At 59.7% G+C, this 26,348-nt stretch carries 23 protein-coding genes; 14 read left to right on the top strand and 9 right to left on the bottom strand.

The window, feature by feature from the left end; genetic code table 11:
* Positions 1-5 precede the first annotated feature (5 nt).
* The 5 genes from DX909_RS22825 to DX909_RS22805 form a co-directional block, all read right to left on the bottom strand.
* Positions 6-2,003 carry an FAD-dependent oxidoreductase gene (locus tag DX909_RS22825; RefSeq protein WP_128547546.1) on the bottom strand — a complete coding sequence of 666 codons (1,998 nt, stop codon included), beginning with the start codon at positions 2,001-2,003 and terminating at the stop codon, positions 6-8.
* Between the two features lie 8 nt (positions 2,004-2,011).
* Positions 2,012-3,775: an FAD-dependent oxidoreductase gene (locus tag DX909_RS22820; protein ID WP_128547545.1), complete on the bottom strand. Its 1,764-nt coding sequence runs from the start codon at positions 3,773-3,775 to the stop codon at positions 2,012-2,014.
* Positions 3,776-3,924: 149 nt separating this feature from the next.
* Positions 3,925-5,340 (bottom strand): alpha-L-fucosidase, encoded by a 1,416-nt coding sequence (locus tag DX909_RS22815; RefSeq protein ID WP_128547544.1) that lies wholly within the window; start codon positions 5,338-5,340, stop codon positions 3,925-3,927.
* A gap of 31 nt (positions 5,341-5,371) precedes the next feature.
* Complete coding sequence (locus DX909_RS22810) at positions 5,372-7,246, bottom strand: M43 family zinc metalloprotease (protein WP_128547543.1); 1,875 nt, start codon at positions 7,244-7,246, stop codon at positions 5,372-5,374.
* An 8-nt stretch (positions 7,247-7,254) separates the two neighbouring features.
* Entirely contained in the window at positions 7,255-7,971 is a 717-nt protein-coding gene (locus tag DX909_RS22805) for a porin family protein (RefSeq protein WP_128547542.1), read from the bottom strand.
* A gap of 286 nt (positions 7,972-8,257) precedes the next feature.
* Here DX909_RS22805 and DX909_RS22800 point away from each other — a divergent pair, with 286 nt between their 5' ends.
* Positions 8,258-8,752, top strand: coding sequence for a hypothetical protein (locus DX909_RS22800; RefSeq protein ID WP_128547541.1), 495 nt, complete (start codon positions 8,258-8,260; stop codon positions 8,750-8,752).
* Positions 8,753-8,818: 66 nt separating this feature from the next.
* On the opposite strand, the gene DX909_RS22795 is transcribed toward DX909_RS22800, so the two are convergent.
* Both DX909_RS22795 and DX909_RS22790 read right to left on the bottom strand, forming a co-directional pair.
* Positions 8,819-10,399 carry an FG-GAP repeat domain-containing protein gene (locus DX909_RS22795; RefSeq protein WP_128547540.1) on the bottom strand — a complete coding sequence of 527 codons (1,581 nt, stop codon included), beginning with the start codon at positions 10,397-10,399 and terminating at the stop codon, positions 8,819-8,821.
* Between the two features lie 79 nt (positions 10,400-10,478).
* Entirely contained in the window at positions 10,479-11,060 is a 582-nt protein-coding gene (locus tag DX909_RS22790) for an SET domain-containing protein (RefSeq protein ID WP_128547539.1), read from the bottom strand.
* Positions 11,061-11,206: 146 nt separating this feature from the next.
* Between DX909_RS22790 and DX909_RS22785 the strand changes: the two genes are divergently transcribed.
* On the top strand, positions 11,207-12,685 hold the full coding sequence (locus DX909_RS22785; protein ID WP_128547538.1) for a gluconokinase: 1,479 nt from the start codon (positions 11,207-11,209) through the stop codon (positions 12,683-12,685).
* Between the two features lie 60 nt (positions 12,686-12,745).
* Positions 12,746-14,146, top strand: coding sequence for an RtcB family protein (locus tag DX909_RS22780; protein ID WP_128547537.1), 1,401 nt, complete (start codon positions 12,746-12,748; stop codon positions 14,144-14,146).
* A 33-nt stretch (positions 14,147-14,179) separates the two neighbouring features.
* On the opposite strand, the gene DX909_RS22775 is transcribed toward DX909_RS22780, so the two are convergent.
* Entirely contained in the window at positions 14,180-14,446 is a 267-nt protein-coding gene (locus DX909_RS22775) for a hypothetical protein (RefSeq protein WP_128547536.1), read from the bottom strand.
* A 204-nt stretch (positions 14,447-14,650) separates the two neighbouring features.
* Here DX909_RS22775 and DX909_RS22770 point away from each other — a divergent pair, with 204 nt between their 5' ends.
* The 11 genes from DX909_RS22770 (at position 14,651) to DX909_RS22720 (ending at position 25,401) form a co-directional block, all read left to right on the top strand.
* Positions 14,651-15,820: an alpha/beta hydrolase family protein gene (locus DX909_RS22770; RefSeq protein ID WP_128547535.1), complete on the top strand. Its 1,170-nt coding sequence runs from the start codon at positions 14,651-14,653 to the stop codon at positions 15,818-15,820.
* A 231-nt stretch (positions 15,821-16,051) separates the two neighbouring features.
* Positions 16,052-16,951, top strand: a complete 900-nt coding sequence (gnd, locus tag DX909_RS22765) for a phosphogluconate dehydrogenase (NAD(+)-dependent, decarboxylating) (protein WP_128547534.1) — start codon at positions 16,052-16,054, stop codon at positions 16,949-16,951.
* Positions 16,952-17,043: 92 nt separating this feature from the next.
* Complete coding sequence (locus DX909_RS22760) at positions 17,044-17,829, top strand: DUF937 domain-containing protein (protein ID WP_128547533.1); 786 nt, start codon at positions 17,044-17,046, stop codon at positions 17,827-17,829.
* A 130-nt stretch (positions 17,830-17,959) separates the two neighbouring features.
* Positions 17,960-18,847 carry a S1 family peptidase gene (locus tag DX909_RS22755; RefSeq protein ID WP_128547532.1) on the top strand — a complete coding sequence of 296 codons (888 nt, stop codon included), beginning with the start codon at positions 17,960-17,962 and terminating at the stop codon, positions 18,845-18,847.
* A gap of 47 nt (positions 18,848-18,894) precedes the next feature.
* Positions 18,895-19,977 carry a M20 family metallo-hydrolase gene (locus tag DX909_RS22750; RefSeq protein WP_128547531.1) on the top strand — a complete coding sequence of 361 codons (1,083 nt, stop codon included), beginning with the start codon at positions 18,895-18,897 and terminating at the stop codon, positions 19,975-19,977.
* A 21-nt stretch (positions 19,978-19,998) separates the two neighbouring features.
* On the top strand, positions 19,999-20,976 hold the full coding sequence (locus DX909_RS22745; protein ID WP_128547530.1) for a type I phosphomannose isomerase catalytic subunit: 978 nt from the start codon (positions 19,999-20,001) through the stop codon (positions 20,974-20,976).
* Between the two features lie 15 nt (positions 20,977-20,991).
* Complete coding sequence (locus DX909_RS22740) at positions 20,992-21,576, top strand: PD-(D/E)XK nuclease family protein (protein ID WP_128547529.1); 585 nt, start codon at positions 20,992-20,994, stop codon at positions 21,574-21,576.
* Positions 21,577-21,644: 68 nt separating this feature from the next.
* Complete coding sequence (locus tag DX909_RS22735) at positions 21,645-22,283, top strand: 3-keto-disaccharide hydrolase (protein WP_128547528.1); 639 nt, start codon at positions 21,645-21,647, stop codon at positions 22,281-22,283.
* A gap of 61 nt (positions 22,284-22,344) precedes the next feature.
* Positions 22,345-23,589 (top strand): MFS transporter, encoded by a 1,245-nt coding sequence (locus DX909_RS22730; protein WP_128547527.1) that lies wholly within the window; start codon positions 22,345-22,347, stop codon positions 23,587-23,589.
* A gap of 58 nt (positions 23,590-23,647) precedes the next feature.
* Complete coding sequence (argH, locus tag DX909_RS22725; RefSeq protein ID WP_128547526.1) at positions 23,648-24,982, top strand: argininosuccinate lyase; 1,335 nt, start codon at positions 23,648-23,650, stop codon at positions 24,980-24,982.
* A gap of 89 nt (positions 24,983-25,071) precedes the next feature.
* The gene (locus DX909_RS22720) at positions 25,072-25,401 is read left to right on the top strand and encodes a hypothetical protein (RefSeq protein WP_128547525.1); all 330 of its coding nucleotides are present in this window, start codon (positions 25,072-25,074) and stop codon (positions 25,399-25,401) included.
* Positions 25,402-25,466: 65 nt separating this feature from the next.
* Here the strand turns inward: DX909_RS22720 and DX909_RS22715 are convergent, their stop codons facing one another.
* Entirely contained in the window at positions 25,467-26,330 is an 864-nt protein-coding gene (locus DX909_RS22715; RefSeq protein ID WP_128547524.1) for an SMP-30/gluconolactonase/LRE family protein, read from the bottom strand.
* Positions 26,331-26,348: the final 18 nt, after the last annotated feature.

Here is a 26,348-nt window from a genome sequence, read left to right as displayed (position 1 = left end):
CCGCCTTATTTTCCAGCCGGTACAAATAGCACCGCATCGGCCACCACGACTCCGTCGGCCTCTTTACCGGACACCGTCACCGAGGCTTTCCGGCCCTGCGGCAGGTCATAGGTACCCAGCGACACCCACTCCCCGGAGGTCTGGCCCTGTACCACCACCTCGGCCGTGCGGATGGGCACCTCCTTCGCCTGCCTGCCGTCGAAAACCGTAAAATGGGTCACGGAGGTCTCGTTTTTCAGACGCGGGAAATAGGTATATACCGAATACCGGCCGGCCCGCGTCAGATTCGGGGTGAAGACCGCCGTTTTCGCTCCCTCGCCCGGGCGCTCGTCGATCAGCAGCGAGGGGCCGTAGCCGCCCTTCTTTTCGGTCTGCCAGTTGCCGGTCAGAGTCACGGCTTCCCGGTTATCGTTGTCTACCAGCACATCGGGGGCGCTGCCGTCGGCCAGCGGATTGTCGCGCAGCCGGGCCTGAAGTTTTTTCACATCCACGTTCTGCACCCCGGTTTTGCCGTCAATCGCCATCGCGGCCGCTACGGCCGACGACTGCCCCAGCACCATGAACACCGGCTCCATCCGGATCGACCCGTAGGCGATGTGCGTGGCCGAGAGGCAGACCGGCACGAGCAGGTTCGTACACTCGGCGGCTTTCGGCGTCAGCGAGCGGTAGGCGATCGGATAGGGCGGAAACCCGCCGATCTCCACGTTGCCTTCGTTCTTCGCCATCCGCACGCCGTCCTTCTCGATGACAATGCGCTGAATATTATGTGAATCCATGGTATAGGCGGCCATCCCGACGGCGTCCTCCACGACCTCCCGGCCCTGGCAGTTGGCCTGCGTCATGACGTAAGCGCCGATCATCCGACGGGCCTCCCGGACGTACAGCTGCGGGGACCAGTGGCCGTTGTCGGTGTATTCGTCTTTCGGGTAGCCCCACTGCTGCATCTGCTCCCGCACGGCCTGCGGCACCCGGGCGTCGTGCCCGACGAAATAAAGCAGCCCTTTGGTGTAGCTCTCGTGCTGCCGGATGATTTCTTCCCGGCGCTGGTAGGAGGCCTCCGGGTAGTCCCAGTTCATACCGATCATGTCCGTCGAGAAGCCGTTGCGGTTATTGATGTCGGTTTTGTCGTTGGGCATGAGGCTCCAGATAAAGCCGTCGTTCAGCGTTTTCCAGGGCTTTTTCTCGATCAGCCGGATCAGCAGTTCATACCGGGTCGAGTCATAGTCGGCCGGGCGGGTGATCGGAATGCGGTTGGCGGGGTTGCGGGTCAAACAGATGCGGTAATTATAGGCCTGCACCTTTCGGTCGCCCGAGCCGGCAGGCAGGAGTTTTTCGGCACTGACGCCCCAGAGCAGCCCGCTTTCGGGATTCCCCGGCGTTCGGTAGGGGTCGATGCCGTCGGGGAGCTGGTGGCCCGTCATGAGCTGCACGCCGTTGTAGGTTTCGTTGTACTGGCGGTTGTCTTCGCGGCCCACCGCGTAGGAGACGCCGGCTTTCGCCATCAGGTCGCCTTCGTAGGAGCAGTCAATAAATATGCTGGCCCGAACCGTCAGGGCCGTCGAACCCGGGCGGGCGGAGTTTTCAAGCGTAATGTCCTGAATGGCCGGCCCGGCCTTCTTCACCCCGATGACCCGCCGTTCGTACACGACCGGTACCCCGGCCCGTTTCACGTAATCGTTGAACAGAGCTTCGGCGACTTTCGGCTCAAAGGTCCACTGCTCAAACCGGCCGTAATGCCGCCCGATGCGCCGGTAAAAATCCAGCGCCAGGCCGCTGATGGCGTATTTGTTGCCGATGTCGGTATAGCCCAGCCCGCCGGAACTCATGCCGCCGAGGTGCCGCCCGGGTTCGATCAGGAGGACGGATTTGCCCATCATCCGGGCGGTGTAGGCCGCCATGACGCCCCCCGAGGTGCCGCCGTACACGCAGATGTCCACCTGCTGCTGCTGGGCGAGGGCCGGAAAACTCAGAAAGGTCAAGCAAAGGAGTTTCAGAAATCGCATGGTTTTGGCTATTTCTTTCGGTTGAGGGCTTCCCACTGCATGGCTTCGAATTTCTGGTCGCCGGGCGGTACTTCCTTAAAATACACGAGAATGGCTTTCTGCTGAATCAGTGCCTTCTGGAGCGTCGGCACGTCGAGGGCGTGAACCGAAGTGTTCTGCCGGACGCAGAGCGCCGCCGCCGTCCCGGCCGCCTGACCGAGCGCCATCCAGCACGGCTCCATCCGGAGCGTCGAAAAGCCGATGTGCGTGGCCGAAGCCGGCACCGGAGCCAGCAGGTTTTCGAGGGGTGAGTCCGGTACGATGACGCCGAAGGGAACCGTATAGACTGCCGACGGGTAGCTCAGGAAGCCGTCGAGGTGAATTTTTCCGGCCTCCCGCTTCCGGACGGCGTGTGAGTCGAGGGCGTAGTGACTGGCCGTGATGCTGTCGGCGTGCAACGGGGGCCGGCCGCCGGGCGTCACCGGCTGGGCGTCCTGCGCTTTGAACAGATATTTGCCCTTCATCCGGCGCCCTTCCCGTACGTAGATTTGTCGCGGAAAATTACCGTTGTCGACGTATTCGTCTTTGGCCCAGCCCCATTCCAGACATTCTTTCCGGAACCACTCGGGCAGTTCGGGGTCGTTCTGGGCGAAGTAGAAAAGGCCTTCGGTATACTCCCGAAGCCGCCGGGCGAAGCGGTCGCGCCATTCCCAGCCGGAGGTCGGATAGGGCCAGTTTTCTTCCGGCAGGTCGGTAGAAAGAAAGGCCAAGTGCTGGTTGTTGCCGTCGTTCTTGCGGTTCGGCAGCTTCACCATGTTGGTCAGCCGGGCAATGCCCACCGGCATGCCGGGCACCTCGGGCGGCAGCCCTTCCTTCGCCCGGCGCAGGTTCTCGACCCGCTGGGCATCGGTCAGTTTCAGGGCCTCCACGCCGGTATGCCGGCCGGTTTTGACGTCCTCGATCAGCGACACGTATTCTTCCCGGTTGTAGCGGGCGGGTTTCCGAATGGCTGCCCGGATATTTGGGTCGTTGGTCAGGCAAAGGCGGTAATTGTAGGACTGCACGGCGTTATCGCCCTGAAACGTGGAGCCTTCACCTTCCTTGCCGCCCCAGTATTTGTAAACCCGCCCGGCCCCGACCTCCCCGTACTCCGTCCTGCCTTCCCGGCCAAGGAAGAACAGCACCCCGGCAGCCGCGATCAGGTCGCCCTCGTAAGTGGCGTCGATGAAAAACCGCCCCCGGTAGGTTTCCGTCTGCTTCGACTGCCGGTTCAGCACCCGGATGGCCTGAATCCGGTTCCGGCTGATGGTCAGGTTTTCGGACTCGAAATCGAACTGCCGCATCGTCAGCACCGTTACGGCCGGGTGTTCCCGGATGAAATCATCAAAGATCCGGGCGGCTACCGACGGCTCGAAATGGTATCCTTCCGAGCAGTCTTTCACCTGCTGGGAGTCGGCCCCGTACTGGTCGACATAGAATTTTCTGATGCGCTGCACGAACTCCAGAAACAGCCCGCCCGTGGCACCCCGGGTGGCGATGTCGGTAGCACCCAGGCCGTTGGCGGGCAGGCCGCCGATATACGCGGAACGCTCCAGGATCAGCGATTTTCTGCCCATCCGGGCGGCTGCGACGGCGGCCATGATCCCGGCCGGGGTGCCGCCGACGATGATCTGGTCGTAGTCGGTTTCGGCCGGCGGACCGGCCGCCCGGGCGTAGAGTTGGGGGAGGCCGGCGGTGAGTCCGAGACCGCTTAGACCGGTGAGTTTCAGGAAATGACGACGGGAGGCTGGCATGCGGGCTTCAGTTGGAAGAATTTAGTAGCGAAAGAAAACCGGGGGCGGTATTTTACTTGCCCTGATACCACCAGTTCCAGGTTCTGAAAAGAATCCAGGACGTTATCGAACTATTTTAGTCTTCGTGCTTTCCGAAAAGTCCTTCTTCATCATTCGTTCGGGGAAGCCTTGTAAACAGCGATTTCGGACAGAGCCGCCGTGTTATTGGCCTGCTCGATCACGACCCGAATCCGCCGGGCCTGCACCGGAGCGTCGAGTCGCAGCAGACGTTTGTAACCGATGGTGGTACCAGAAGCGACCGGCTTCCACTGCCCGTTCTGCTCCGCTTCAACCCGAAAGGCCGACACCCGCTGCCCCAAGCGCACCGGCTCCTGCAAAGCAATCCGGTCGAAGGTGGTCTCGCGCCCGAGGTCCAGGTCAAGGGTAGCGGTGGTTTGTCCGGCGGAAGCCGCCCAATAGGTGTCGGCGTTGCCGTCGGTCAGGTTCCGGGGCGGGAAGGCAGGCGTCGAAGCGGAGGCCCTGGCGGTTCTGCGGCCGGCCAGGTTGGCCCGGAAAGTCTCATCCAGAATAGCCCGCATACCCTTCAGGGCGGCTACGTCGCTTTCGTGAATCAGGCCCCGACGGTCGGGCGGCAGGTTGAGCAGCAGGGTTCCATTCCGACCGACGGATTTGTAATAAACATCGACCAGTTGTTTCGGCGTTTTGACTTTGGCGTCTTCGGCCGGGTGGTAGAACCAGCCGGGCCGGATCGAAACGTCGCATTCGCCCGGAATCCACTCGTCGCCCTTCGGGTCGCCGGTGTTGAGGTATTTGCTGTCGGCCTTGCCGATGTCCATGCCCTCGGTATTGATCGTCGACCAGCAGGTTTCGCCCGCAAAGCCCTTTTCGTTTCCGATCCAGCGCACGCCCGGCCCGACGTCGGAGAAGATGACGGCCTGCGGCTGCAACTGCCGGATCAGCGCCCGGTAGGCGTCGAAATCATAGGACATATTTTTAGCGTTCTCGCCCTTCGCCCCGTCCATCCAGACCTCGGCCACCGGCCCATAGTTGGTGAGCAGCTCGCGTAACTGGTTCAGATAAAACTGGTTGTATTCCGAAGTGCCGTACTTGGGTTCGTGCATATCCCAGGGCGACAGGTAGAGGCCAAGCTTGATTCCGGCTTCGCGGCAGGCGTCGGCCAGGTCGCGGACCACGTCGCCTTTCCCGCCTTTCCAGGGGCTGCTTTTGACGGAATGATCCGTGTATTTCGAGGGCCAGAGGCAGAACCCGTCGTGGTGCTTGGCAGTGAGGATGAGCGTTTTCATGCCGGCATCCTTCGCCACACGAACCCACTGCCGGGCGTCGAGCTGCGTGGGGTTGAAAATGGCCGGGTCTTCCTGGCCGGTCCCCCATTCACGGTCGGTGAAGGTGTTGACGGTCAGGTGCAGAAACCCGATCAGTTCCTGCTGCTGGTAGCGAAGCTGCTGGGGCGTCGGCTTCACCGGATTGGCCGGAATGTCGGATTGGGCCAGGGCGGCTGCGCTCCCCAGCAGCCCTATTCCGAGAGTAAGTAGGGTCTTATTCATACATCTGCCATAAGACCTAAATCTAACCGGATTACTCTTTCAGTAGGTCGAAATCGGCCGGCCGCCGGAGAAAACCGAAAGGCCGGGCTTCCGGTGCCGGGCAGGCGACCCAGTCTACCGGACGCAGCACGGGAGGGCGTTTAACGAAACCGGGCGCGCCGGTGATTCGGCCGTGCGAATTGGAGCGTCCGTTGGCCGGCGTCGGCAGCCAGAGGCCGTAGTTGAGGATGTGCCGCACGCGGGACGCCTGATCGAGCGTAAACGAATTTTCATACCCGTAATAGTAGTCCATAAAATTCGTGGCCGAAAAAGCCATGCCGTCGCAGCCGATCCGCCGGGTACCGAGGTTTTCCGGGATGTACTGGTGACGAGGATACGCCGGTGTGTCGTCGCAATAATCTTCGTCCTGCTCGCAGCTGGCCTCATTGAAGGCATGTCTCAGGCCAAGCAGGTGGCCGATTTCATGGGCGATCACGGTCTGGGTGACGTAATTATCCTTGAATACGTCCGGGATCACATACAATGCGTAGAGGAAGTCGGGTTTCGGGTTGCCTGAAACCATAATAATACCGGGCAGGGCCACGCGGGTCCACGGATAGCTTCCCAGCCCGGCCCACGTACCTTTCAGAGAAGCGAGGTAGGTATCCGTGTAGTTCGCCACATAGATATTGAGGTAGAAATCGGGATTCCAATAATGATCCCAACCCAGCTTGTCGCTGATTTCTTTCTGGGAATATCGCGCCCGGCCCAGATCGATGTAATCGCGGCCGGGCTGAGGCATGGGCCGACCGTTCGGATCGGTGTCGGCCAGCACGAACTGAAGCCGGAGGTCGGCATGCCGTTCAGCCTTAGGGTTATTGTTCGGGTTCCACTGATCCCGGAAGACCTTGTTCAGAATGTCGACCTGCGCCTGAAGTTTTGCCTGCGGAATAGCCACATTGAACAGGTGGAAAACGATCGGAATGGTGATAATGGCGCTTTCCGACGGTGGTAATACGCTCAGAGTCAATTCATTGCTCTCCCTGCTAAACACCTTTGCTTTGAACCGGTAAACTCCCGGCGTACGGGTTTTGAAGGATAGGCCCGGACTTAGCCGGTCGTCGACGAAAAATTCCCGCTGCGGCTGGGCCGAAAAGTTAACCCACCGCCCTTCACGGCTCAGCGTTTCGACGCGAAAATCGGCTTTTGAAATCTCGTCGGCCTGAAACTCCGGCCCGTTCTGCACCATGCTCAGACGCACCTGCGTGACATAATAATCCGGCGGGTGAGCGTCGATCCAGATCTCATTGCTCTCTTTTCCAAAACCTTTCAATTTGACCCGGTATCGCTTTTCCTGCGTTGGAATGAACTCCAGCGTCGGCTGAGGCAGGCCGTCGACGTACAGCCGGATACCGGGCCTAAAGTCGAATGGAAGCGAGGTTCCATTCAGCCCCACAGCTACTCCGAAAAATTCAAAACGGGAAGAACCATCGGAAAAGGCAATCCCTGGATTACCCGAACGAATCCCCAGATACAGGCGGCTAATCAAAGAAGCCGGATCGATGACTTCAACCGTCACCGGCCGGCTTTCTTTCGGGCCCAGCCGGGCCCGAAAGTTATATTTTCCGGCTTTCGTCGGCAGGAAGGCTCCATTCGGCATGGGTTTTCCGTCGACCCAATAGCTGAACAGAGGAGCAGGTACCTGCTTGTAGTCCATGTCCCTGGCTTCGGCGGTAAATCGCAGCGAATCCTGGTCGATACCGAGGTAATATTCCGGGCCGCCGTTCCCAAGCCGCCGAATAGTCACGTTGCCGGTTGTCCGATAGCCGTAATAGTCTTCCAAAGGCAGAACATCGCGTTCCCGGCGGCAGGTCGTCAGGGCAAGTACCGTCAGCACGAGTAACGGCAGGATTTGTCTGGATTTCATGCGTCGGCTCAGATGGTTAAGTGAAGGGCAAGCACCCGGTTATAAAGAGGGGTTTGAAGTCCATGGGAGGGCAGAATAGGGCGAAAACCGGCTTCAAAACGCAGCTCCAGCGGGAGCCGGAAGCCCTGGTAACCGAGACTCAGCGTCCAGCCGAAATCCATTGATCTGAAGTTGTCGGACAACAGAACATTGGAGAATACGGCGCCGTGATTTACGGTATAGCGGTGGCTCATTTTAAGCAGGCACCCTCCATAGACTCCGAAACCGGCCGTCACCGGAAACCGCTTCCACTCCGGCTTCAGAATCAGCGGCATGAGGTTCAATTGGGCGTAATGCAGTTTTGTGGTGGCTTCGAGCCGGTCGGTGCGTTGCCCGAACACTTCCCGCGCTCCTTTACGGACATACGACAGTTCCAGCCGGGCGGCCATCCGGCGCGAATAGCCGATCTCCAGACCGACACCGGCCTGCAAGCCGAAGAGGGGATTGTTTAGAAAGGGATTTGGAACCGACAATCGCCCGCTGTGGCTGAATCCTGGCGCCAGGATGCTGAGGAAAGGCTGAAATCGAAACCGTGGGAAGGCAGACGATGCAATGGAATCCACGCGCGTTCCGGATGAGTCCGGAAAGGCAACCGATGCATTGGCGAAGCAGAAATGGGGAGAACAGACAATGAGAAGCAGAAAACCGCTTAAAACACGCCGATCAATCGATAAAAATCGTCTCATTCAACTTCAAGGCAAAATAACCGTCCGGAGAAACCACCGGACAGCCCGGCGGCAAACCTCCTTAGGACGATCATTTTATTTCAAAGTCACTGGCGGGAAGGATTTAGAATGTAATACCGGATTTGAAGGGTCGATCTCGTCACGCGGGATGGTGTGACTTATTGGATGGTTCGGAGTCCAAAGCAGGACCTTTCACTCCATAAAGGGGAATACTACCCCCTGTAGGGGGCCAGGGGTAATCATCCGAGGCTACCCCTATCCTGCAAACACACCGGAAGCCAACCTAATGAAAATAAAAACAGCAGTTTTAATCTTCTTAACCGGCATAACCACATGGACAGCGCATGCACAAACTCCAGTTGACATTTCAAAAGTAGCCCTTATCAAGCCCGCTAAACCTTCTATCGGATTAGTTTGGGGAGAATCCCCAACCAAATGTATTCAGGTCTTCGGGCGGCCCTCCCGGATTGGCCATTGCTTTTCGGAAATTGATGACGACACGATTCAGGTATATAATTATGGGAGCAATCAAATCGCCTTTCTTGATGAAGAGCTGGTCAGCTTTGAGATCGTTAGCCCCGGAATATCGGTCGGCACGGTCAATGGCCCAACCTTTAAGATAGGCGAACCAATCAGGTTCGCTAAAGTGGACAAATTTTTCGGCTTTCCCATGTTTCAAAGTTCCGGCCAATCCAGAGGTAAAAGTTTTAAGGCAATCAGTATTTTTTACTTAAAAAAACGGAGCTACCAGACTCGATACTCGAATGGAACTGCTGTTTGATAGCAACAACAGGCTGTTCAGTATCGCTCTGCTCAATTGACGGAGGGTTATTTCATCCTGCGGGTCTTATTTCCCAGCAACCCGCTTCGGGTTCGTGCGGTTTTCAAGGAGGAGCACCCCGGTTTTCGACTGCTGCCAGCGCTGGAGCAGTTCCTTCGGGGTGGGCGTGACGCGGAAGGCGAAGGAGCCGAGCAGGATGTCTTCGTCGCCGTCCTGGTCGACGTCGGCGGCATCCATCGTTAGCCAGGCCCCCTGGTCGGCGTCGGGGAAAGTCGAGGCCCGGAGACCGGCCCCGCCCCGGTTTTCGAGGTAAACGAAACTCTCGACCGGCTTTTTCGTGAAGTCGGGGAAGAAGGCGATGGCGGCCACATCCAGGTCGCCGTCCTGATCGAAGTCGCGGGCGACGGCTTTCATGGCGCCGTGGAGCGGGTAAAACCAGGCCTGCCGGAACCGGAAATAACCGTCGTTGCGGAACAGCCGGACGCCGTGGTAGCGCTTCAGCGAGTAGGAATAGTCGGCATTGTCTCCGTTGGTATACAGAATGTCGGGGTCGCCGTCGCCGTCGAAATCCACAATCTCGATGTTGCTCGAACCGTAGTCCGGCGGGAAGCGAAGCACGGTTTTTTTCCAGAAGCGGCCGCCCTTTTCGTTCTGATACACGGCCACCTGTTCATCGCCCTGCGCCATCAGCACCACGATGTCGTTATGACCGTCGCCGTTCATGTCCTTCACGACGGCCCGCAGCGCGCCGGGGCATTCCTGAAGGCTGTGCTCCTCATACGTCCGCCCCTTGTTCTCGAACCAGCTCAGCCGGCCGAGGTAATACCCGAACTGACACACCAGAATGTCCTCCCGGCCGTCGCCGTTCAGGTCGGTGTAGATGGCCTCGACGGGCCGTTGCAGCTTCTGAAGCCGCACCGACCGCTCCAGCCGACGGTTGGCCGGGTTGCGGTGCAGTTCGATAATCTCGCCGTTCGGGCGGTCATTGGGGTCCATTTCGCCCATCGTCACCACGTCCATCGTTCCGTCCGGGCGGGTCCGCAGACCGGAGGCCGGATAGACCGTAACGGCCGAATCGACCTTGTTCAGAGCCGGGTCGAGAAACCACAACCGGCCCCGACGGCTTCCCACCGCAATCTTCCGGCTGACGGAGTCATATTTCAGCAGCGTAATAAGGTTATCGACGGCCTGCGCGGGCTTGCGGAGCCGGAACAGCGGCAGGTCGGACGCCACGGGCGGTTTGGCAATCTGCGGTTTGGGCTGCTCAGGGGCGTTCTGAAGGTAGTAGTCGGAAATCTTCTGCCAGTCGTCGGGATGCACCAGGGGGGCGTCGGCGAAGGCGCTGGAGTGAATCACCCGTTCGATTTCGTCCTGATCGCGCATCTGGTTGTAGGGCGAAAGCGAATCGGCGAAGAACCCCATGCGGAGGGCCATCTGCGGCAGCACCTTCCGCGCCCACAGAGAGCGGGGCAGCTCGTCGGGCTGCGGCATCAGGTGGCAGTTGGAGCAATTGATCCGGGCCAGTTCGGCGCCGTCCAGCCCCGATGGTTCCGGGGGTGAACCCGCCGGCTTTTTGGAACCGCAGCCGGTCAGCAGACCGGCAAAAATCAGTAAGAAAAAGAAAGGAATAGGGTTACGAAAGTACATAATCCGGTAACAGGCATTCAACAAACTTAGGACAAAAATGCCTGTTTTTCAAACCTGCGTCCTATAATTCCTCCGCTTCTTACAGGGAACCCGGGCTTACGGCGGCACCGGCTCCGTGATGCGTCATTTGCAGCAGTTCCAGCAGCCGGTTTTTCTCCTCGGAACGAATCGCTAGCAGCGGCTGCGGCAGGTTCAGCAGCAGGGGTGCGACCTCACGGAGCGGGATGCGCAGGCCGGGTTCGAAGGTTTTGCCGTCGTGGATGTAACCCCGGCAGTGGCGGGCGCCACACCGGCACTGAAAACTTTCGAAATGGCCGCAATAAGAGTAATAGTCCTCCACGATCTCCTCGTCGGCCGCGATGTCCCGGAGGGCGATGCTGATGCTGTCGAGTTCGGTCAGACTGGTGGAATTGGGGTCGCAGGAGTGGTTGACGTATTTACCCTCATCCCAGGGCATCACGATCCGGTTACTGCTGTCGAGATAGGAATAGACATTGACCTTCCGGCGTTCGAGTTCGCTCAGTCCGGCATAGTCGCAAAGCGAAATCCGGGCGTCCATTTCATCGGTTATCCAGAGAATTTCGCCCCGGCGGAAAGGGCGTCCGGCAAAAATTCCAAGGCCTTTGGGAGTAGGTTTCAGGTACGTATCGGGGTGAATCATCGGGTATCGCTTCAGGGAAAAGAGTATTCGTCTGCGTTGATAAGTTCTTCCGCTTAACTAAAGCGGTCGGAAAGGGTTTCGTCCGGTGCGTAAAGAATAGGATTTTACTCTTTCTTTGCACCGGCAACACCAGCCCCTCAGCCCTCATGAACTGCATTCTCGGCGTCGACATCGGCACGACCAACGTGAAAGCCCTCGCTTTTCAACCCGAAACCGGGCAGATTATCGCCCATGCGTCCCAACCGCTGACCACCTACCACCCCCGGCCCGGCTACTGTGAACAGGTGCCGGCCGAGGTATGGGACCGTCTGGTGCAGGTACTCCGGGAGGTGAACGGCGAACTGGCCGTGCAGTCGGTGACGGTCGAAGCCGTCGGGTTCAGTTCGGCCATGCACAGCATTCTGGCCGTCGACGAGCAGGGAAAGGCGCTCACCAACGGCATCATCTGGTCCGACAATCGTTCCGAGAAGCAGGCCAACGCCCTCCGCAACGGCACCGAAGCCAACGGAAAGGACATTTACCAGCGGACCGGCACCCCGCTTCACCCCATGATTCCGCTCTGCAAACTGGCCTGGTTTCGCGAACACAATCCGCGTCTCCTCCGGCGGGCGGGCGGCTGGATTTCACTGAAGGAATACGTCTGGCACCGGCTGACCGGCCTCTACCAGATCGACTACTCGATGGCCACCGCCACGGGCCTTTTCGACAGCCAGCGGCTGGAGTGGTATCCGCCGGCCCTTCGTTTTGCCGGGGTGCAGCGTGAACAGCTTTCCGAGCCGGTCCCGACCACCCACAGCGTGCCTTTCGACCCGGCCAAAGCCGTCGATGATACCGGTCTGCCCGCCGGGACGGCCCTTTTCATCGGGGCCTCGGACGGCTGTCTGGCCAACCTCGGCGCCGGGGCCGTCGAAGCCGGTATTACCACCATCACCATCGGCACCAGCGGGGCCATCCGCCGGACGGCCCGCAAACCCCTGCGCGAGAGCCAGGGCCGGCTGTTCAGCTATATTCTCGACGCCGAAGCGGTCGGCACGCAGAATTACTACGTCGTCGGCGGCCCGACCAACAACGGGGCCAACGTGCTCCAGTGGGTTTCCGAAAAACTGACCCGTTCCGAAACCGCCGACGTTCTGGACGAAGCCGCCACCGTACCTCCGGGCTGCGACGGGCTGCTGTTTCTGCCCTACCTCCAGGGCGAACGCGCTCCGCTCTGGGACGCCGGGGTGCGCGGCTCCTACCTGAACGTCGACTGGCAGCACGGACGGGCGCATTTCGTGCGGGCGGCCCTGGAGGGAGTTTTGTTCAACCTGCTGCGCATCGAGCGGCTGCTGTCCCGCCATACCGGCCCGACGCGCGTCATCCACGCCAACGGCGGTTTTGCCCAGTCGGCGATGTGGGTGCAGATGATGGCCGACATCTTCGGGGTGCCGGTCCGGCTGAACGAAAGCAACGAAAGCGGGGCCATCGGCGCGATTCTGCTGGTAATGAAAGCTACCGGGCGGGCCTCCTCGCTGATCGACGCCACCCGGCACGTCGGCTTCGGCCGGACCTACCAACCGAATCCCGAGTGCCACAGGATTTATCGCCAGGCCTACCGCCGATTCGAGAAAGCCCTGCCCGTTTAGTCACCGGCCGCCAACAGTCTTCTCCCTGTCGGGTTTATACGTTAGTTTTTTCGATTGACCATGAGACTGAAACTAACCGGCAAGGACCTCCGGAAAATCGGCTATCCGGAAGGCAGAGTGATCTCCGTCGCGATGCGCGTGATGAACAGCAACTTCAAGCACACCAAACAGCGGGAAGCGCTGGACCTGCTGGAGAAGGTGCTGAAAGACCCGAACGACTACCTCAAAAACGACACCCTCGGCCCCATTGCGGCCCTGCTGGTGGAAAAGCCCAAAACCCGGACCCCGGATGAGATTCCGCTGGCGACCGAACGGCGTGAGTACACGGTGTTCGGGGCCGATCACATCGAGGCCGGGGCCGTCAACCAGATGGAAATCGCCATGCGGCTGCCCGTCACGGCGGCCGGGGCGCTCATGCCCGACGCCCATCAGGGCTACGGCCTGCCCATCGGCGGGGTGCTCGCTACCGACAACGCGGTTATTCCCTTCGGCGTTGGGGTGGACATCGGCTGCCGCATGTGCCTGAGCGTCTTCGAACTGCCCGAACACCTGATCTACGGCGAGAACAAAAAGCTGAAGAACATCCTGCAACGCGACACCCTGTTCGGAGCCGGACGCGAGTTCAGCAAACCGATGGACGACGAGGTCCTCGCCCGGAGGGAGTTCAAAGAAATACCGCTGCTGCGGGGTCTGCACGACAAAGCCGTCCGGCAAATCGGCACCTCAGGGTCAGGAAATCATTTCGTGGAATTCGGTATCGTCGAAATCACGGAGCAAAGCAGAGACCTCGACCTTCCGCCGGGAAAATACCTGGCCCTGCTGTCGCACTCCGGTTCGCGGGGGCTGGGGGCCGCCATCGCCAACCACTTCACGAAGGTGGCGATGGACGCCACGCCCCTGCCGCGCGAGGCCAAACACCTGGCTTGGCTGTCGCTCGATACGGAAGCGGGGCAGGAATACTGGGCCTGCATGAACCTGGCGGGCGATTATGCCTCGGCCTGTCACCACCAGATTCACCACAAGATTGCCCGGGCGCTGGGCGAAAAGCCGACGGCGATGGTCGAAAACCACCATAATTTCGCCTGGAAGGAAACCCATGAAGGGCGGGAACTGATCGTTCACCGCAAAGGCGCCACGCCGGCCGGGAAGGGCGTTTTGGGCATCATTCCGGGATCGATGTCGCAGCCGGGTTTCATCGTCCGCGGGCGGGGCGAACCCACCTCCCTCGATTCGGCCTCCCACGGGGCCGGACGCCGGATGTCGCGGGCGGCCGCCAAAAACAGCCTGCTCTGGACGCATGTAACCGAGATGCTGAAGGAGAACGGCATTACCCTCATGGGCGGAGGGCTGGACGAGGCCCCGATGGTGTACAAAGACATCCATCAGGTTATGAGTTTCCAGAAAGACCTCGTGGACGTCCTCGGCACGTTTCAGCCTAAAATCGTCCGGATGGATGAGTAAAATAAAAAGGGACGCCGAAGCGTCCCTTTTTCGTCAGTGACCTCCCCCGTAGGAAGGTTTATCCAGTTGCGGTTTCCCGTCCCGATTGCGGTTCTGATGCGTCTGGCGAACATTAGAAGCCACGTCGTCCCCCTCACCATCTAGGTATTTATCTTCGAGTTCGGTGGGTGGAACATCCTGAATGTCTTCATCGGGAAGTTCGCCCCCCTGACCGGTAAGTCCTTTCATCGAACGGTCGCCCAGACCGGCGGGGCTGATGGCCTGTTTGGCATCGATTATTTTTTTTTCTTCCTCATCCATCGTTCACAGAAGTTTGATTCAACTCCGATACAACCGATTTTCTTCCGGCATTGTTGGGGCCGGACGGCGGTTATTTAGGGAATCTCCCTCCTGCAATTCGCATCTTCATGCGATTGTGCCGCATGGCCGGAGTCGCCAAATTTGCCAGGGCGATTGTGTATATCCGCCCGAATTTCAACCAACACCTAACCTTCTGTGACCCTTATGACGACTTTTCACCCGACGTCGGTGCGGTTTTTCCGGCGCGTCCTCCTGTCCGGCTTCACCGGCTTCATTCTGCTCGCCTGCATACCGGTTTTTGGCCAGCCATCGGTCTACACCCAACTCCCCAGCCAACCTCTGCCCTACCGCAGCCTCGACGTCCGGTATCCTAACCCGACAGACGCATCGGTGCAGCTGGCCGGAACCCTGACGCTGCCGGAGGGGAAAGGCCCGTTTCCGGCGGTATTGCTGATTTCCGGCTCCGGCCAGAGCGAACGCGACATGCCTTTCTACGGCCACAAAATGTTTCTGGTCCTGGCCGACCAGCTGACCCGCCACGGTTTTGCGGTGCTGCGGTTCGACGACCGGGGCGCCGGCCAGTCGACGCCGGGTTCCAAACCGCTTCGTGAACTCACCGACGCCGATTTCGATGCCGATGCGCAGGCCGGGGTCCAGTTCCTGCGGTCGCGGGCCGAGGTCGACCCCGGCCGGATCGGGTTGCTGGGCCACAGCCAGGGCACCGGTACGGCCCTGAATCTGGCGAACCGGCCCCCCCGTGAGATTGCGTTCCTCGTGCTGCTGGCCGCAGCGGCCCCGACCATGAGCAAGGGCGAGATCGTGGCCGGTCAACTGCTGGTGAAGCTCAAACTGAAAGGGTTTTCGGAAACGGCCACGCAGGCAGCCCGGCGGTTTATCGGGGAAGCCCTCGGCATTGTCAGGGAGGAAGGCGACGCCGTAAAACGGAAAGAAGCTCTGACCCGGCTGGCGGCCCGGGAACTGGCTCAGGTACCGGCCGCCGAGCAGCCGGGCTGGAAGGAAGAAATGCAGGTTCGCGTACAGGACCTATCGAATGAACTCTTTCATCAGGATGCGCTTCAGCCTCACCCCGACCAGCTAACAACCGTAACCTGTCCGGTGCTGGCGATGAACGGGGAAAAAGACATTCTGATACCGGCCGAAACGGCGGTCCGCCGGCTGAAGGAGTCACTCCGGGCCGGAACGAACCGCGACTATCAGGTCGAGTTGCTGCCCGGGCTGAACCATATGTTCCAGGCCACGCCGACCGGTTTCATGGAAGAAGGAAAAGACCTGCCCGAAACCTTCTCGGCCCCGGCCCTGCGGCTTCTCGTCACCTGGCTGGCCGATCACTTTTCCACTCCTCTCTCCCACTGACCAGTGATTCGGGGAAGGAGTTAAGTGCCTTCAGGCACTTTCCCTGCTCGGGTTTCCGGCCGGAAGGCATTTGATTCCTTCTCCGAATTACCCAATGAGTAGCCGCCCGTGAACGGATGGCGTCGGCCCGGCAGGATGACCAGGCTTTCTGTTTTTAGAAAGCGGGAAACATCGAACCTCCATTTCCCTTACTTTTGCCGAACATAACTTTGTGACTCCTCACTACAAATCATGCACATCGGATTTATCGGCCTCGGCAAAATGGGGTTCAATCTCGTCGTCAACCTGCTGCGCCACGGTCATCAGGTCGTCGGCTACGACGTCAACCAGTCGCTGGTCAGCCTGCTGGCGGAGCAGGGAGCCACTCCCGCCGGTTCGCTCCCCGAACTCTTTCAGGCCCTGCCCGAAAACCGGGTGATCTGGCTGATGATTCCGGCCGGAAAGCTGGTCGACGACGTCATCGCCGAAATCCTGCCGCTGCTTCGGGCCGGCGACATCGTCATCGACGGCGGCAACTCGCACTACCAGGACTCGATCCGGCGCTATGACACGCTGAAGGAACACGGCGTCCATTTTGTCGACTGCGGGACCAGCGGGGGCATCTCGGGCGCGCTGAACGGGGCCTGCACGATGGTCGGGGGCGACCCGGAAGCCATTGAGAAGCTGGCCCCGGTCTTCACCCAAATTTCCGTGGAAGAAGGCTATCTGCACACGGGCCGGGCCGGCAGCGGTCACTTTACCAAAATGGTGCATAACGGGATCGAATACGGCATGATGCAGGCCATCGCGGAGGGCTTCGAGGTACTGGAAAAGAGCGGCTTCGACCTCGACCTCCAGGCCGTCGCCAACCTCTGGAACCACGGCTCGGTGGTCCGGAGCTGGCTGATGGAACTGATCGAGAACGCCTTCCGGAAAGACCCGCACCTCGACGAACTGCGCGGCACCATGTTCTCCTCGGGCGAAGGCAAATGGACGCTCGAAACCGCCCTCAATCTCGGCATTCCGACCCCGGTCATCGCGCTGTCGGTGCTGATGCGCTACCGCTCGCTGCAGGAGGACACCTTCGCCGGAAAAGTGGTGGCCGCCCTGCGCAACGAATTCGGCGGTCATGCCGTCGAGAAGAACAAATAAACGGAACCGTCGGGCGGGGTCATTGGGTAAGATGACCGAACAAAGGCCCGGCGGGCGGGTTGATAGTCGTATCAAGCAACGTACTCTCAACCATGGCGGTCAATCTGTTATCTTTTTTGCAGGACCAGTTTACCCCTTCAGTAATCGACCAACTGAGCACCAGACTGGGTGAAAATCCGGCTTCCGTTCGAAAAGCCGTTGCGGGCGCGGTACCGGCCGTCCTGGGGGGGCTGGCCCGCCGGGTGCATGACGCCCGCGGTGCCTCCGACGTCATCGACGTCCTGAAAGACGGTAATTACGCCAATACGCCCCTGGACGTCAGTCAGGTAACCGACTCCCGGATCAACACCCAGGCGGCCGTGGCCTCGGGCAGCAGCCTGCTCGACGAGGTGTTCGGCGACGATGCGGACGAAGTCGCGGGAGCCATTGCGGCCTACAGCGGGGTTCAGGAGCCGACCGCCCTGTCGCTGATGGGCCTGGCCGGTTCGGTCATGATGAACGTGCTGGGGCAGCAATACGCCGAAAAGGGGCTGTCGGCCGATAACCTGCGGACGCTGCTGGCCGGGCAGGCCGACACGATCCGGACGAGCCTGCCGGCGGGGCTGGAGGGCCTGGGTGCCATGCTCGACTTCGACAGGCTCCACACACCCGAAGGAGGACCGGACGGGCCGCAGGCCATTTACAACTCCGTCAACGTCCCCGGCAACCTCGACATTCCGAAAAGCCCGGAGGTCGACCGACGGCGGGAAAACAACTGGCAGCGTTGGGTGCTGGCCGCCCTCGGCCTCCTGATTATCATCATGCTCGTTCAGAAATGCCGTGAACCTCAGTCCGGCACCGAAGGATTCAACGATACGACGGCCACGGAGCGCCGATGACGGCATAATTATTGAATTGCTGAATGATTGAATGGTTGAGTGATTGAATGGGCTTCGCAAGGCTAAAATTTGCTGCGCGCATTCAATCATTCAACAATTCCATCATTCAACAATTACCTTTGCCGTACTTATGTATGTTGAAGCCATAGAGCGGGTCGACCCGTATGTGCGTCCGATTCTGTCGATAGTACGGTTCTACGGAAGCAGTGAAATCATTCCCGCCTGTTCCACGATGTTCTTCGTCAACGAACAGGCCTGCGCCATTACCTGCGCGCACGTCGCGGACCAGTTGCAGAAAGCCAATACCATTCACCGGCATTACCTTCAGTTCAAGGGTGAACAACGGGCGCTGCCGCGCGACCGGAACGGCCAGAGGAGGGCGGAGGAGCTGGAGAACAAGTTCGGCATGAAGCCGGAAACCGTGATCCGGATGCGAAACCTGTTCTTTAGCTGCGTGGATCAGTATCAGGACGTTCGGTATCATTTTCACCCGACCCAGGATCTGGCGGTGATTCAGTTCGTCGGGTACAACCAGATTCAGTATACTTCCTGCGCCCAGTTTCTGCGCGACAGCAGCCGGATCAAACCGGGCCGGACGCTCTGCCGTCTGGGTTACCCGTTCCCGGAGTTCAACAACTTCCGGTACAACCCCGATACCGACGACATCGAATGGACGTCCGAAGGCAAGAGCCTGACGCCCCGCTTCCCCATCGACGGCATCGTGACGCGGCTGCGGGCCGAAAACGGCGAGGTGGTCGGCATCGAAATGAGTACACCCGGTCTGCGCGGACAGAGTGGCGGCCCGCTGTTCGACACCAAAGGCGTTATTTACGGTATGCAGAGCGTCACCCGGCATCTGCACCTCGGCTTCGACATCGAAGACCGGGAGGTCATCGTCCACGGCCGCAAAACCCGCGTCTCGAATTACCCGTTCCTGAACGTCGGGCAGTGTGTCCACGTAGACATCATCAAAAAGTTTCTGCGGGACCTGAAGATTAAATTTTATGAAGAGGGATAAGCCCACCGTTCCTATCCCGAAATGTAACTTGTAGCTTTGAATCTGAAATGATTTCACAACTAACGGCCTACTCGTTGGAGACACAGACCGAATCAGCCATTGAACTCCTGAAGCGACTGATCGCCACGCCCTCGTTCAGTCGGGAAGAAGACCGGACGGCGCTGCTGATCGAGGAATTCTTTCAGCACCGGGCCATTCCCTACCGGCGCGTCAAAAACAATATCTGGACGCAGAACCGGCATTTCGACCCGGCCAAACCGACCGTTCTGCTCAATTCGCACCACGATACCGTCAAACCGAATTCGTCCTGGACGCTCGACCCCTTCAAACCCGTCGAACGCGAAGGAAAGCTGTTCGGGCTGGGCAGCAACGACGCGGGCGGCTCCCTGGTGTCGCTCATGGCCGCCTTCTGCCACTTTTACAGCAAGAAAGACCTGGCCTACAACCTCCTGCTGGCGGCCACGGCCGAAGAAGAGATTTCGGGCCGGGAAGGGCTGGAGATGATCCTGCCCGACCTGCCGCCGATCAGCTTCGCCATCGTGGGCGAGCCGACGCAGATGCAGCTGGCGGTGGCCGAAAAGGGCCTGCTCGTGCTGGACTGCACCGCCCGCGGCAAGTCCGGCCACGCGGCCCGCAACGAGGGCGACAACGCCATTTATCGGGCCATCAAAGACATCGAATGGCTGACAAACAACCCCTTCCCGAAGGTTTCGCCGACGCTCGGCCCGGTCAAGGTGTCGGTGACGATCATCAATGCCGGTTCACAGCATAACGTCGTGCCCGATGCCTGCGCCTTTACGCTGGATGTACGCGTGACGGAGCAGTATACCCTGGAGGAAGTCATCGACACGATCCGGAAGAACATCCGCTCCGAGGTGCAGCCGCGCTCGATCCGGCTGAAGCCGTCGAGCATCCCGATCGACCACCCGATCGTGCAGGCCGGCATCGCCCTGGGCCGGGAGACCTACGGCTCGCCGACCACCTCCGACCAGGCCCTGCTCAACTGCCCCTCGCTCAAATGCGGCCCCGGCCACTCCGAACGCTCGCATACCGCCGACGAATTTATTTACCTGCGGGAAATCGAACAGGGGGTCGAGTTGTATATCCGAATGCTCGAACAAATTTTATAATTGGGAACGACCTCAACGACTATGCTCTATCCGCTCACTTTCGAAACCATTTTCAAAGACAAAATCTGGGGAGGCCAGAAAATCCGGACCGTTCTGGGCAAAGATTTTTCACCCCTGCCCAACTGTGGGGAAACCTGGGAAATCTCCGGCGTCCAGGGCAACGTCTCCGTCGTGAAGGAGGGGGCGCTGAAGGGCCAGAGCCTACAGGAACTGCTCGAAAAATACGGCGAGGAACTGGTCGGGAAACACGTTTATGAACGCTACGGCAACGAGTTTCCGCTGCTGGTCAAGTTCATCGACGCCAACGACGACCTGTCTATTCAGGTGCATCCCAACGACCGGCTGGCGAAGGAGCGGCACAACAGCTTCGGCAAAACCGAGATGTGGTACATCCTCGAAGCTGACGAAACCGCCACACTCAACTCGGGCTTCAACCGCTCCGTGACGAAGGACGAATACGTCAAAGCCGTTGAGAACAACACCCTGAACGACATTCTGAATATCGAGGACGTCCGGGCCGGCGACGTATTCTTTCTGCCCGCCGGGCGCGTGCACTACATCGGAAAAGGCATCCTGCTGGCCGAAATCCAGCAGACCTCCGACATTACGTACCGCATCTACGACTTCGACCGGGTCGACGACAAGGGCCGGAAGCGCGAGCTGCACACCGATCTGGCCGTCGACGCCATCGACTATACGCACTACGACCATTACAAGACGCAGTATGAACCGAAACGGAACCAGAGCGTCAACGTCGTCACGAGTGAATATTTCGTCACCAACGTCCTGAATTTCGATCAGGAGGTGATGCACGACTACACGCATCTGGATTCGTTCGTGATTCTGGTGTGTGTGGGGGGTTCGCTGACCATCGAAGCCGAGGGCGGCTACCGGATTCCGCTGAAAATGGGCCAGTGCGCCCTGATTCCGGCTTCCGCCCGGCAGGTCACGCTGCTCCCCGACGGCGATATGACCGTGCTGGAATCATACGTTCCCTAATGATTCTTTTTCGCCATGCCGATCCGCTATAAATTCTATCCGACCCTGCTGAACGTCTTTTCCCGGTATCTGAACAGCGGGTACGTTTCGATGCAGGAGCTGGTCGACACCATCAACCGCGTTCCGGGTCCCACCTCGGAGGCCCAGGAACGCGGCTCCCGGTTTGAGGACGCCGTCGTCAAGGGCGAACACGAAGACCGTTTCAGCCCTGAGATCCTGGAAAAATTCCGGCGGCACCTCCCCCGCCCCATCGTCGAAACGCAGGTGTACTGCGCCTACGAAATCGACGACGTGCTGTTTTACGGGTACGTCGATCTGATCGGCAAGTTCAAGGCCGTGGACATCAAAACCACCTCCTCCTATCAGCACCCGCGCTACACGTTCAACCACCAGAACCTGTACCTCCACGCCCTGAAAAAACGGGGCATCCGGCTGATGGAATACCTCATCACGGATTTTAAGGACGTCTATGTGGAAAGCTATTCGCTGACGCACCCCATCGACAGGCAGCTGGAGGAAATCCGGCTTTTCAAACAGTTTCTGGAAGAACACCGCGAACTGATCACGGACCGGAAGATTTTTGCGGCCGAACATGAGTAAACCGGTGATTCGGATGCCCTTACCGGAATAAACCCAAACCGCATCCGCTCCAAAACCGCCTTTCCGCCATGAAGAAAGTCCTCGCCCTCGCCCTTCTGGTTACCCTTCTGACTGCTTTCGGCAGAGAAAAATGGATCAAACTCTTCAACGGCCGCGACTTTTCGGGCTGGACCATCCGCGGAGAGCAGGTCAAGAACGACTACCGGATCGAGAACGGCGAAGTGGTCGGCATTTCGAAGCCGGGTTCGCAGAACACCTTCCTTTGTACGGATAAAAACTACCGGGATTTCATTCTCGAACTGGAAGTGAAGGTCGATACCGGCATGAACTCCGGCATTCAGTTCCGCAGCCAGAGCCTGCCGGACTACAAAAACGGGCGTGTGCACGGTTATCAGGCCGAAATCGACCCCTCAGCCCGGGCCTGGAGTGGCGGTCTGTACGACGAAGCCCGGCGCGGCTGGCTGGTCGACCTCAAAGCCAATCCCGAAGGCCAGAAAGCCTTCCGAAAGTTCGACTGGAACCAGTACCGGATCGAAGCCGTCGGCAAAACCGTCCGCATCTTCCTGAACGGCGTCAAAACCACCGACTATACCGACACCCTCGCCACCGACGGATTCATCGCCCTGCAGGTACACGGTACCAAAGTGCAGCGGCCGATGGAGGTGCGCTGGCGCAACATCCGGCTTCAGGACCTCAGCCGGCAGTAAGCGGAAAACCGTTGCCGCAATTCTGCTTGGTTGCTGAGCGCCGTCCGCCGACCTTTGCGGTATGATTGGCCGAAGTCTACGTCTTTATCGGGATGCCTACCGGGGCCTGTCGCCCTCGATCTGGCTGCTGGCCGCGGTGATGCTGATCAACCGCAGCGGGACGATGGTGCTGCCGTATCTGTCGCTGTACCTGACGCAGCGGCTGCACTACAGCGTAACGGACGCCGGGATCGTGATGGCCGTCTACGGCTTCGGTGCGCTGGCCGGCACGTTCCTCGGCGGGCGGCTGACCGACCGGATCGGCTTTTATCCGGTTCAGCTGTTTACGCTGCTCATCTCGGGCGGCTTCCTGATTGCGCTCCAGTTCGTTCAGGGGTTTCAGGCCATGTGTACGGTGGTGTTCTGCTATACCCTGCTGGGCGAAGGGTTCCGGCCGGCCGTTTCCTCGGCCGTCGCCCACTACAGCACCCCGGCCACCCGCACCCGTGCCTATTCGCTCAACCGGCTGGCGATCAACCTCGGCTGGTCGGTCGGCGGGGGATTGGGCGGCTATCTGGCGGCCATCGACTACGGCCTGCTGTTCTGGGTCGACGGGCTGACGTGCATCCTGGCGGCCGGGGTGCTGCGCCTGTACCTCCGCCCGCCGGAGCGTTCGCAACCGGCAGAGACGCCGACGGGCCCGGAGCCGGCAGCGGTCGGGTCACCTTACCGGGACCGCGTGTATCTGGTCTTTACAGTCTGCACCATCCTGTTCGCCGTCAGCTTTATGCAGTTCTTCAGCATGATTCCCCTGTATTTTAAGGAGGTAATGAACCTGACCGTGGCTCAGATCGGGATGCTGATGACCCTCAACGGGCTGATGATCGCCTTTGTAGAGATGGCGCTGGTGTACGGCATCGAAAAGCGGTTTGCGCACCGGAAAAGCGCGGTGATCGCGGTCGGGGTGCTGCTCGTCGGGCTGTCGTTTCTGTTGCTGAACGTGGGGCCATGGCCCAGTCTGGCGGTGGTCTGGACGCTGGTCAACACCGTAGGTGAGATGCTGTCGATGCCTTTCATGCAATCGTTTACCGTGGAGAGGGCCCGGGACCATAACCGGGGCCAGTACCTGGCGCTGCACGGCATGGCCTATGCCATCGCCCAGATTGCCGCCCCGGCGGTGGGTTCGCAGGTGGTGCAGTCGTCGGGCTACCCGGCGCTCTGGTACGGGGCCACGGTCCTCTGTACGATTTCCGCCGGCCTGTTGTGGTGGCTGGCGGGCCGGGTGAAAGTAGAAACAGGCTTTAACAAAATTGCCACACCGTCGTGATTACAACGGATTCCTTCCGAACTTTGGCCCCCGAAATCACCCATTATCCCCCGTTGCCTTGAAACTCTGGCAGAAAGAAAATACCTCGACCGCCGAACAGATCGAGCGGTTTACCGTCGGGCGCGACCGTGAGATGGACCTCTACCTGGCCCCGTTCGACGTCCTCGGCAACCTCGCCCATGCCACCATGCTCGCAACCATCGGGCTGCTGGAAACCACCGAGCTGGAAGCCCTGCGGACGGAACTGAAAACCATCTACGGCCGAATCGCCGAAGGCGATTTCGTGATCGAAGACGGCGTGGAAGACGTTCATTCCCAGGTGGAACTGATGCTGACCCGGCAGCTGGGCGATACCGGCAAGAAGATTCACAGCGGACGGTCGCGCAACGACCAGGTGCTGGTGGACCTGAAATTGTTCACCCGCGACCGGCTCTGGCGCGTGGCCGAAGCCGTCCGGCGCGTGTTCGACCGACTGATCGCCCGATCGGAGCAGCATAAAAACGACCTGCTGCCGGGTTATACGCACCTCCAGATTGCCATGCCGTCGTCGTTCGGGCTGTGGTTCGGGGCTTACGCCGAAGCCCTGGCCGACGATATGCTGACGCTTCAGACCGCCTACCGCCTGGCCAACCGAAACCCGCTCGGCTCGGGGGCCGGCTACGGATCGTCGTTCCCGCTGAACCGCACGCTCACCACCGAACTGCTGGGTTTCGAGGGCATGCACGTCAACGTGGTCTACGCCCAGATGAGCCGGGGAAAAACCGAGCAGACCGCCCTCACCGCGCTGGCGGCCGTTGCCGCGACGCTCTCCCGCATGGCGATGGATATCTGCCTGTATAACAGCCAGAACTTTGCTTTCCTGACGCTCCCCGACGCGCTGACGACCGGGTCGAGCATCATGCCCCACAAGAAAAACCCGGACGTGGCCGAGCTGCTCCGCGCCAAAACCAACCGCCTGAAGGCCCTGCCGATGGAGGTCACGCTCGTCCTGAGCAACCTGCCCTCCGGCTACCACCGCGACATGCAGATTCTGAAGGAGGTGCTGATGCCGGCCTTCGAGGAAATCCTGGACTGCCTCGACATCACGGACTTCATGCTGGAACACCTCCAGGTCAAACCCGGCCTGCTCGATGACCCGAAATACGATCTGCTGTTCAGCGTCGAGCGGGTGAACGAACTGGTCCTGCAGGGCGTGCCGTTCCGGGAAGCCTACCGGATCGTCGGGAAGGAGATCGGCGACGGCACCTATCCCCCCCCGCGCAGCCTGCATCACACCCACGAAGGCAGCATCGGCAACCTCGGCAACGACCGGATCACGGCCTACATGGACGAAACGCTGAACGGCTTCGGTGCGGAAAAGGTATCGGAGGCTGTGGAGCGGCTGTTGAGGTAAATCACCTGAACCGCTGACGGCGGTCATCCCGGGCGGGGTGCGGACGGCGTAGTTTTGTGTATCCAATCGAAACGAAAACGAACACAATCATGGCAACCGTCCTGCATCCGACCCGATCTCAAGTACATACGAACAACTGGCTGGACCAATACAACCAGTTTGTGGAAAAATCCGAATTCACCCGGATCGGCTGGGCCGCCACCGCCCTGATGATTCAGGGATGTATCCTGTCGCCGGCCGTGCTGCTGACGATGGCGTACTACGGCGGGGGCGACTGGCAGTTTCTGACCTCGATGCTTTGCTTCCTGCTGGTGATCATTCCAATTCTGTCGGCCCAGAAACTGAAATACATCTTCGGCGGCTTCTATATCAGCCTGATCGCGCATGTTGCGATGATCCTGATCAACACGCTATCATGAATCCGATCCAAAAAAAACGGAAGGGCGGTGATTGATTTCAATCACCGCCCTTCCGTTTTTGAACCCTACTCCAGCCGGTATGCCACCAGCCGGTTTTTCAGAAATGTCGGGACGATGAGCAGCCTGCGGCCAGGAATGTATTCAAGGTCGGCGGTATTCATCTTCTGCGCCCGGGCATCGAGCAGTTGCCGCTTCTGCCCGTCGGCGGTGATGTGAAAAATCTGGCCGTTCCAGTCCGAGACGATAAAGTTCTTTTTGCCCTCAGCCACGATGCCGTCGGTGTTGCCCATGCCGTCGGCCAGTTTCGTCAGCTTTTTGGTTTCCACGTCGAGAACCTGCAGCGCACCGATCTTCGTGCTGCCGACCATGAGCTTCTTCGTGCCGACGGCCAGCAGCCCGTTGGGGTTGTTGATGCCCCCGCCGTCGATCCAGACCTCCCACTTGTCGTCCTTCAGCCGGTAAATCTTGTTGTTGCGGTTGTCCGAAACGTACACCGTGCCCTGCTTATCGATGGTCACGTCGTTCAGAAACGCTTTTTTATCGACGGCGTCCCAGGTCTGCTCGGCCTGTCCGTTCGACAGGTTGAGGGCAACCAGCCGGTAGACATCGGTGACATACAGCCGGTTTTTATGGATGCCCATGCCCTTCGGAGCGTTCAGGCCGATGGTCCATTTCAGGTTTTCGATCTTGCCGTCGAGCGAGACGCGGGAAATAAAACCGTTGCCGTCCAGCGAGTCGGACTTGCCGTCGATGTTGGCGACATACAGCATCTGCCCGCCCGGATCAAACAGAACCGATTCCGGGATCCGCAGCGTCGAGTCGGTTTCCCAGACCTTTACCAGTTTCTTCTCTTTCGGAGGTTTGTAAAATGCCGTCAGGGTGGCGCTCAGAAGCAGGCCGACGCCGAGGGCGAGGGTAAGAATGCGCATGGTTCAGATCGAAAATGG

This window comes from Larkinella soli, from assembly GCF_003703975.1.
GTDB lineage: Bacteria > Bacteroidota > Bacteroidia > Cytophagales > Spirosomataceae > Larkinella > Larkinella soli.
The sequence above is the reverse complement of the archived record's forward strand: the minus strand, read 5'-3'. Positions and strand labels throughout refer to the sequence as shown.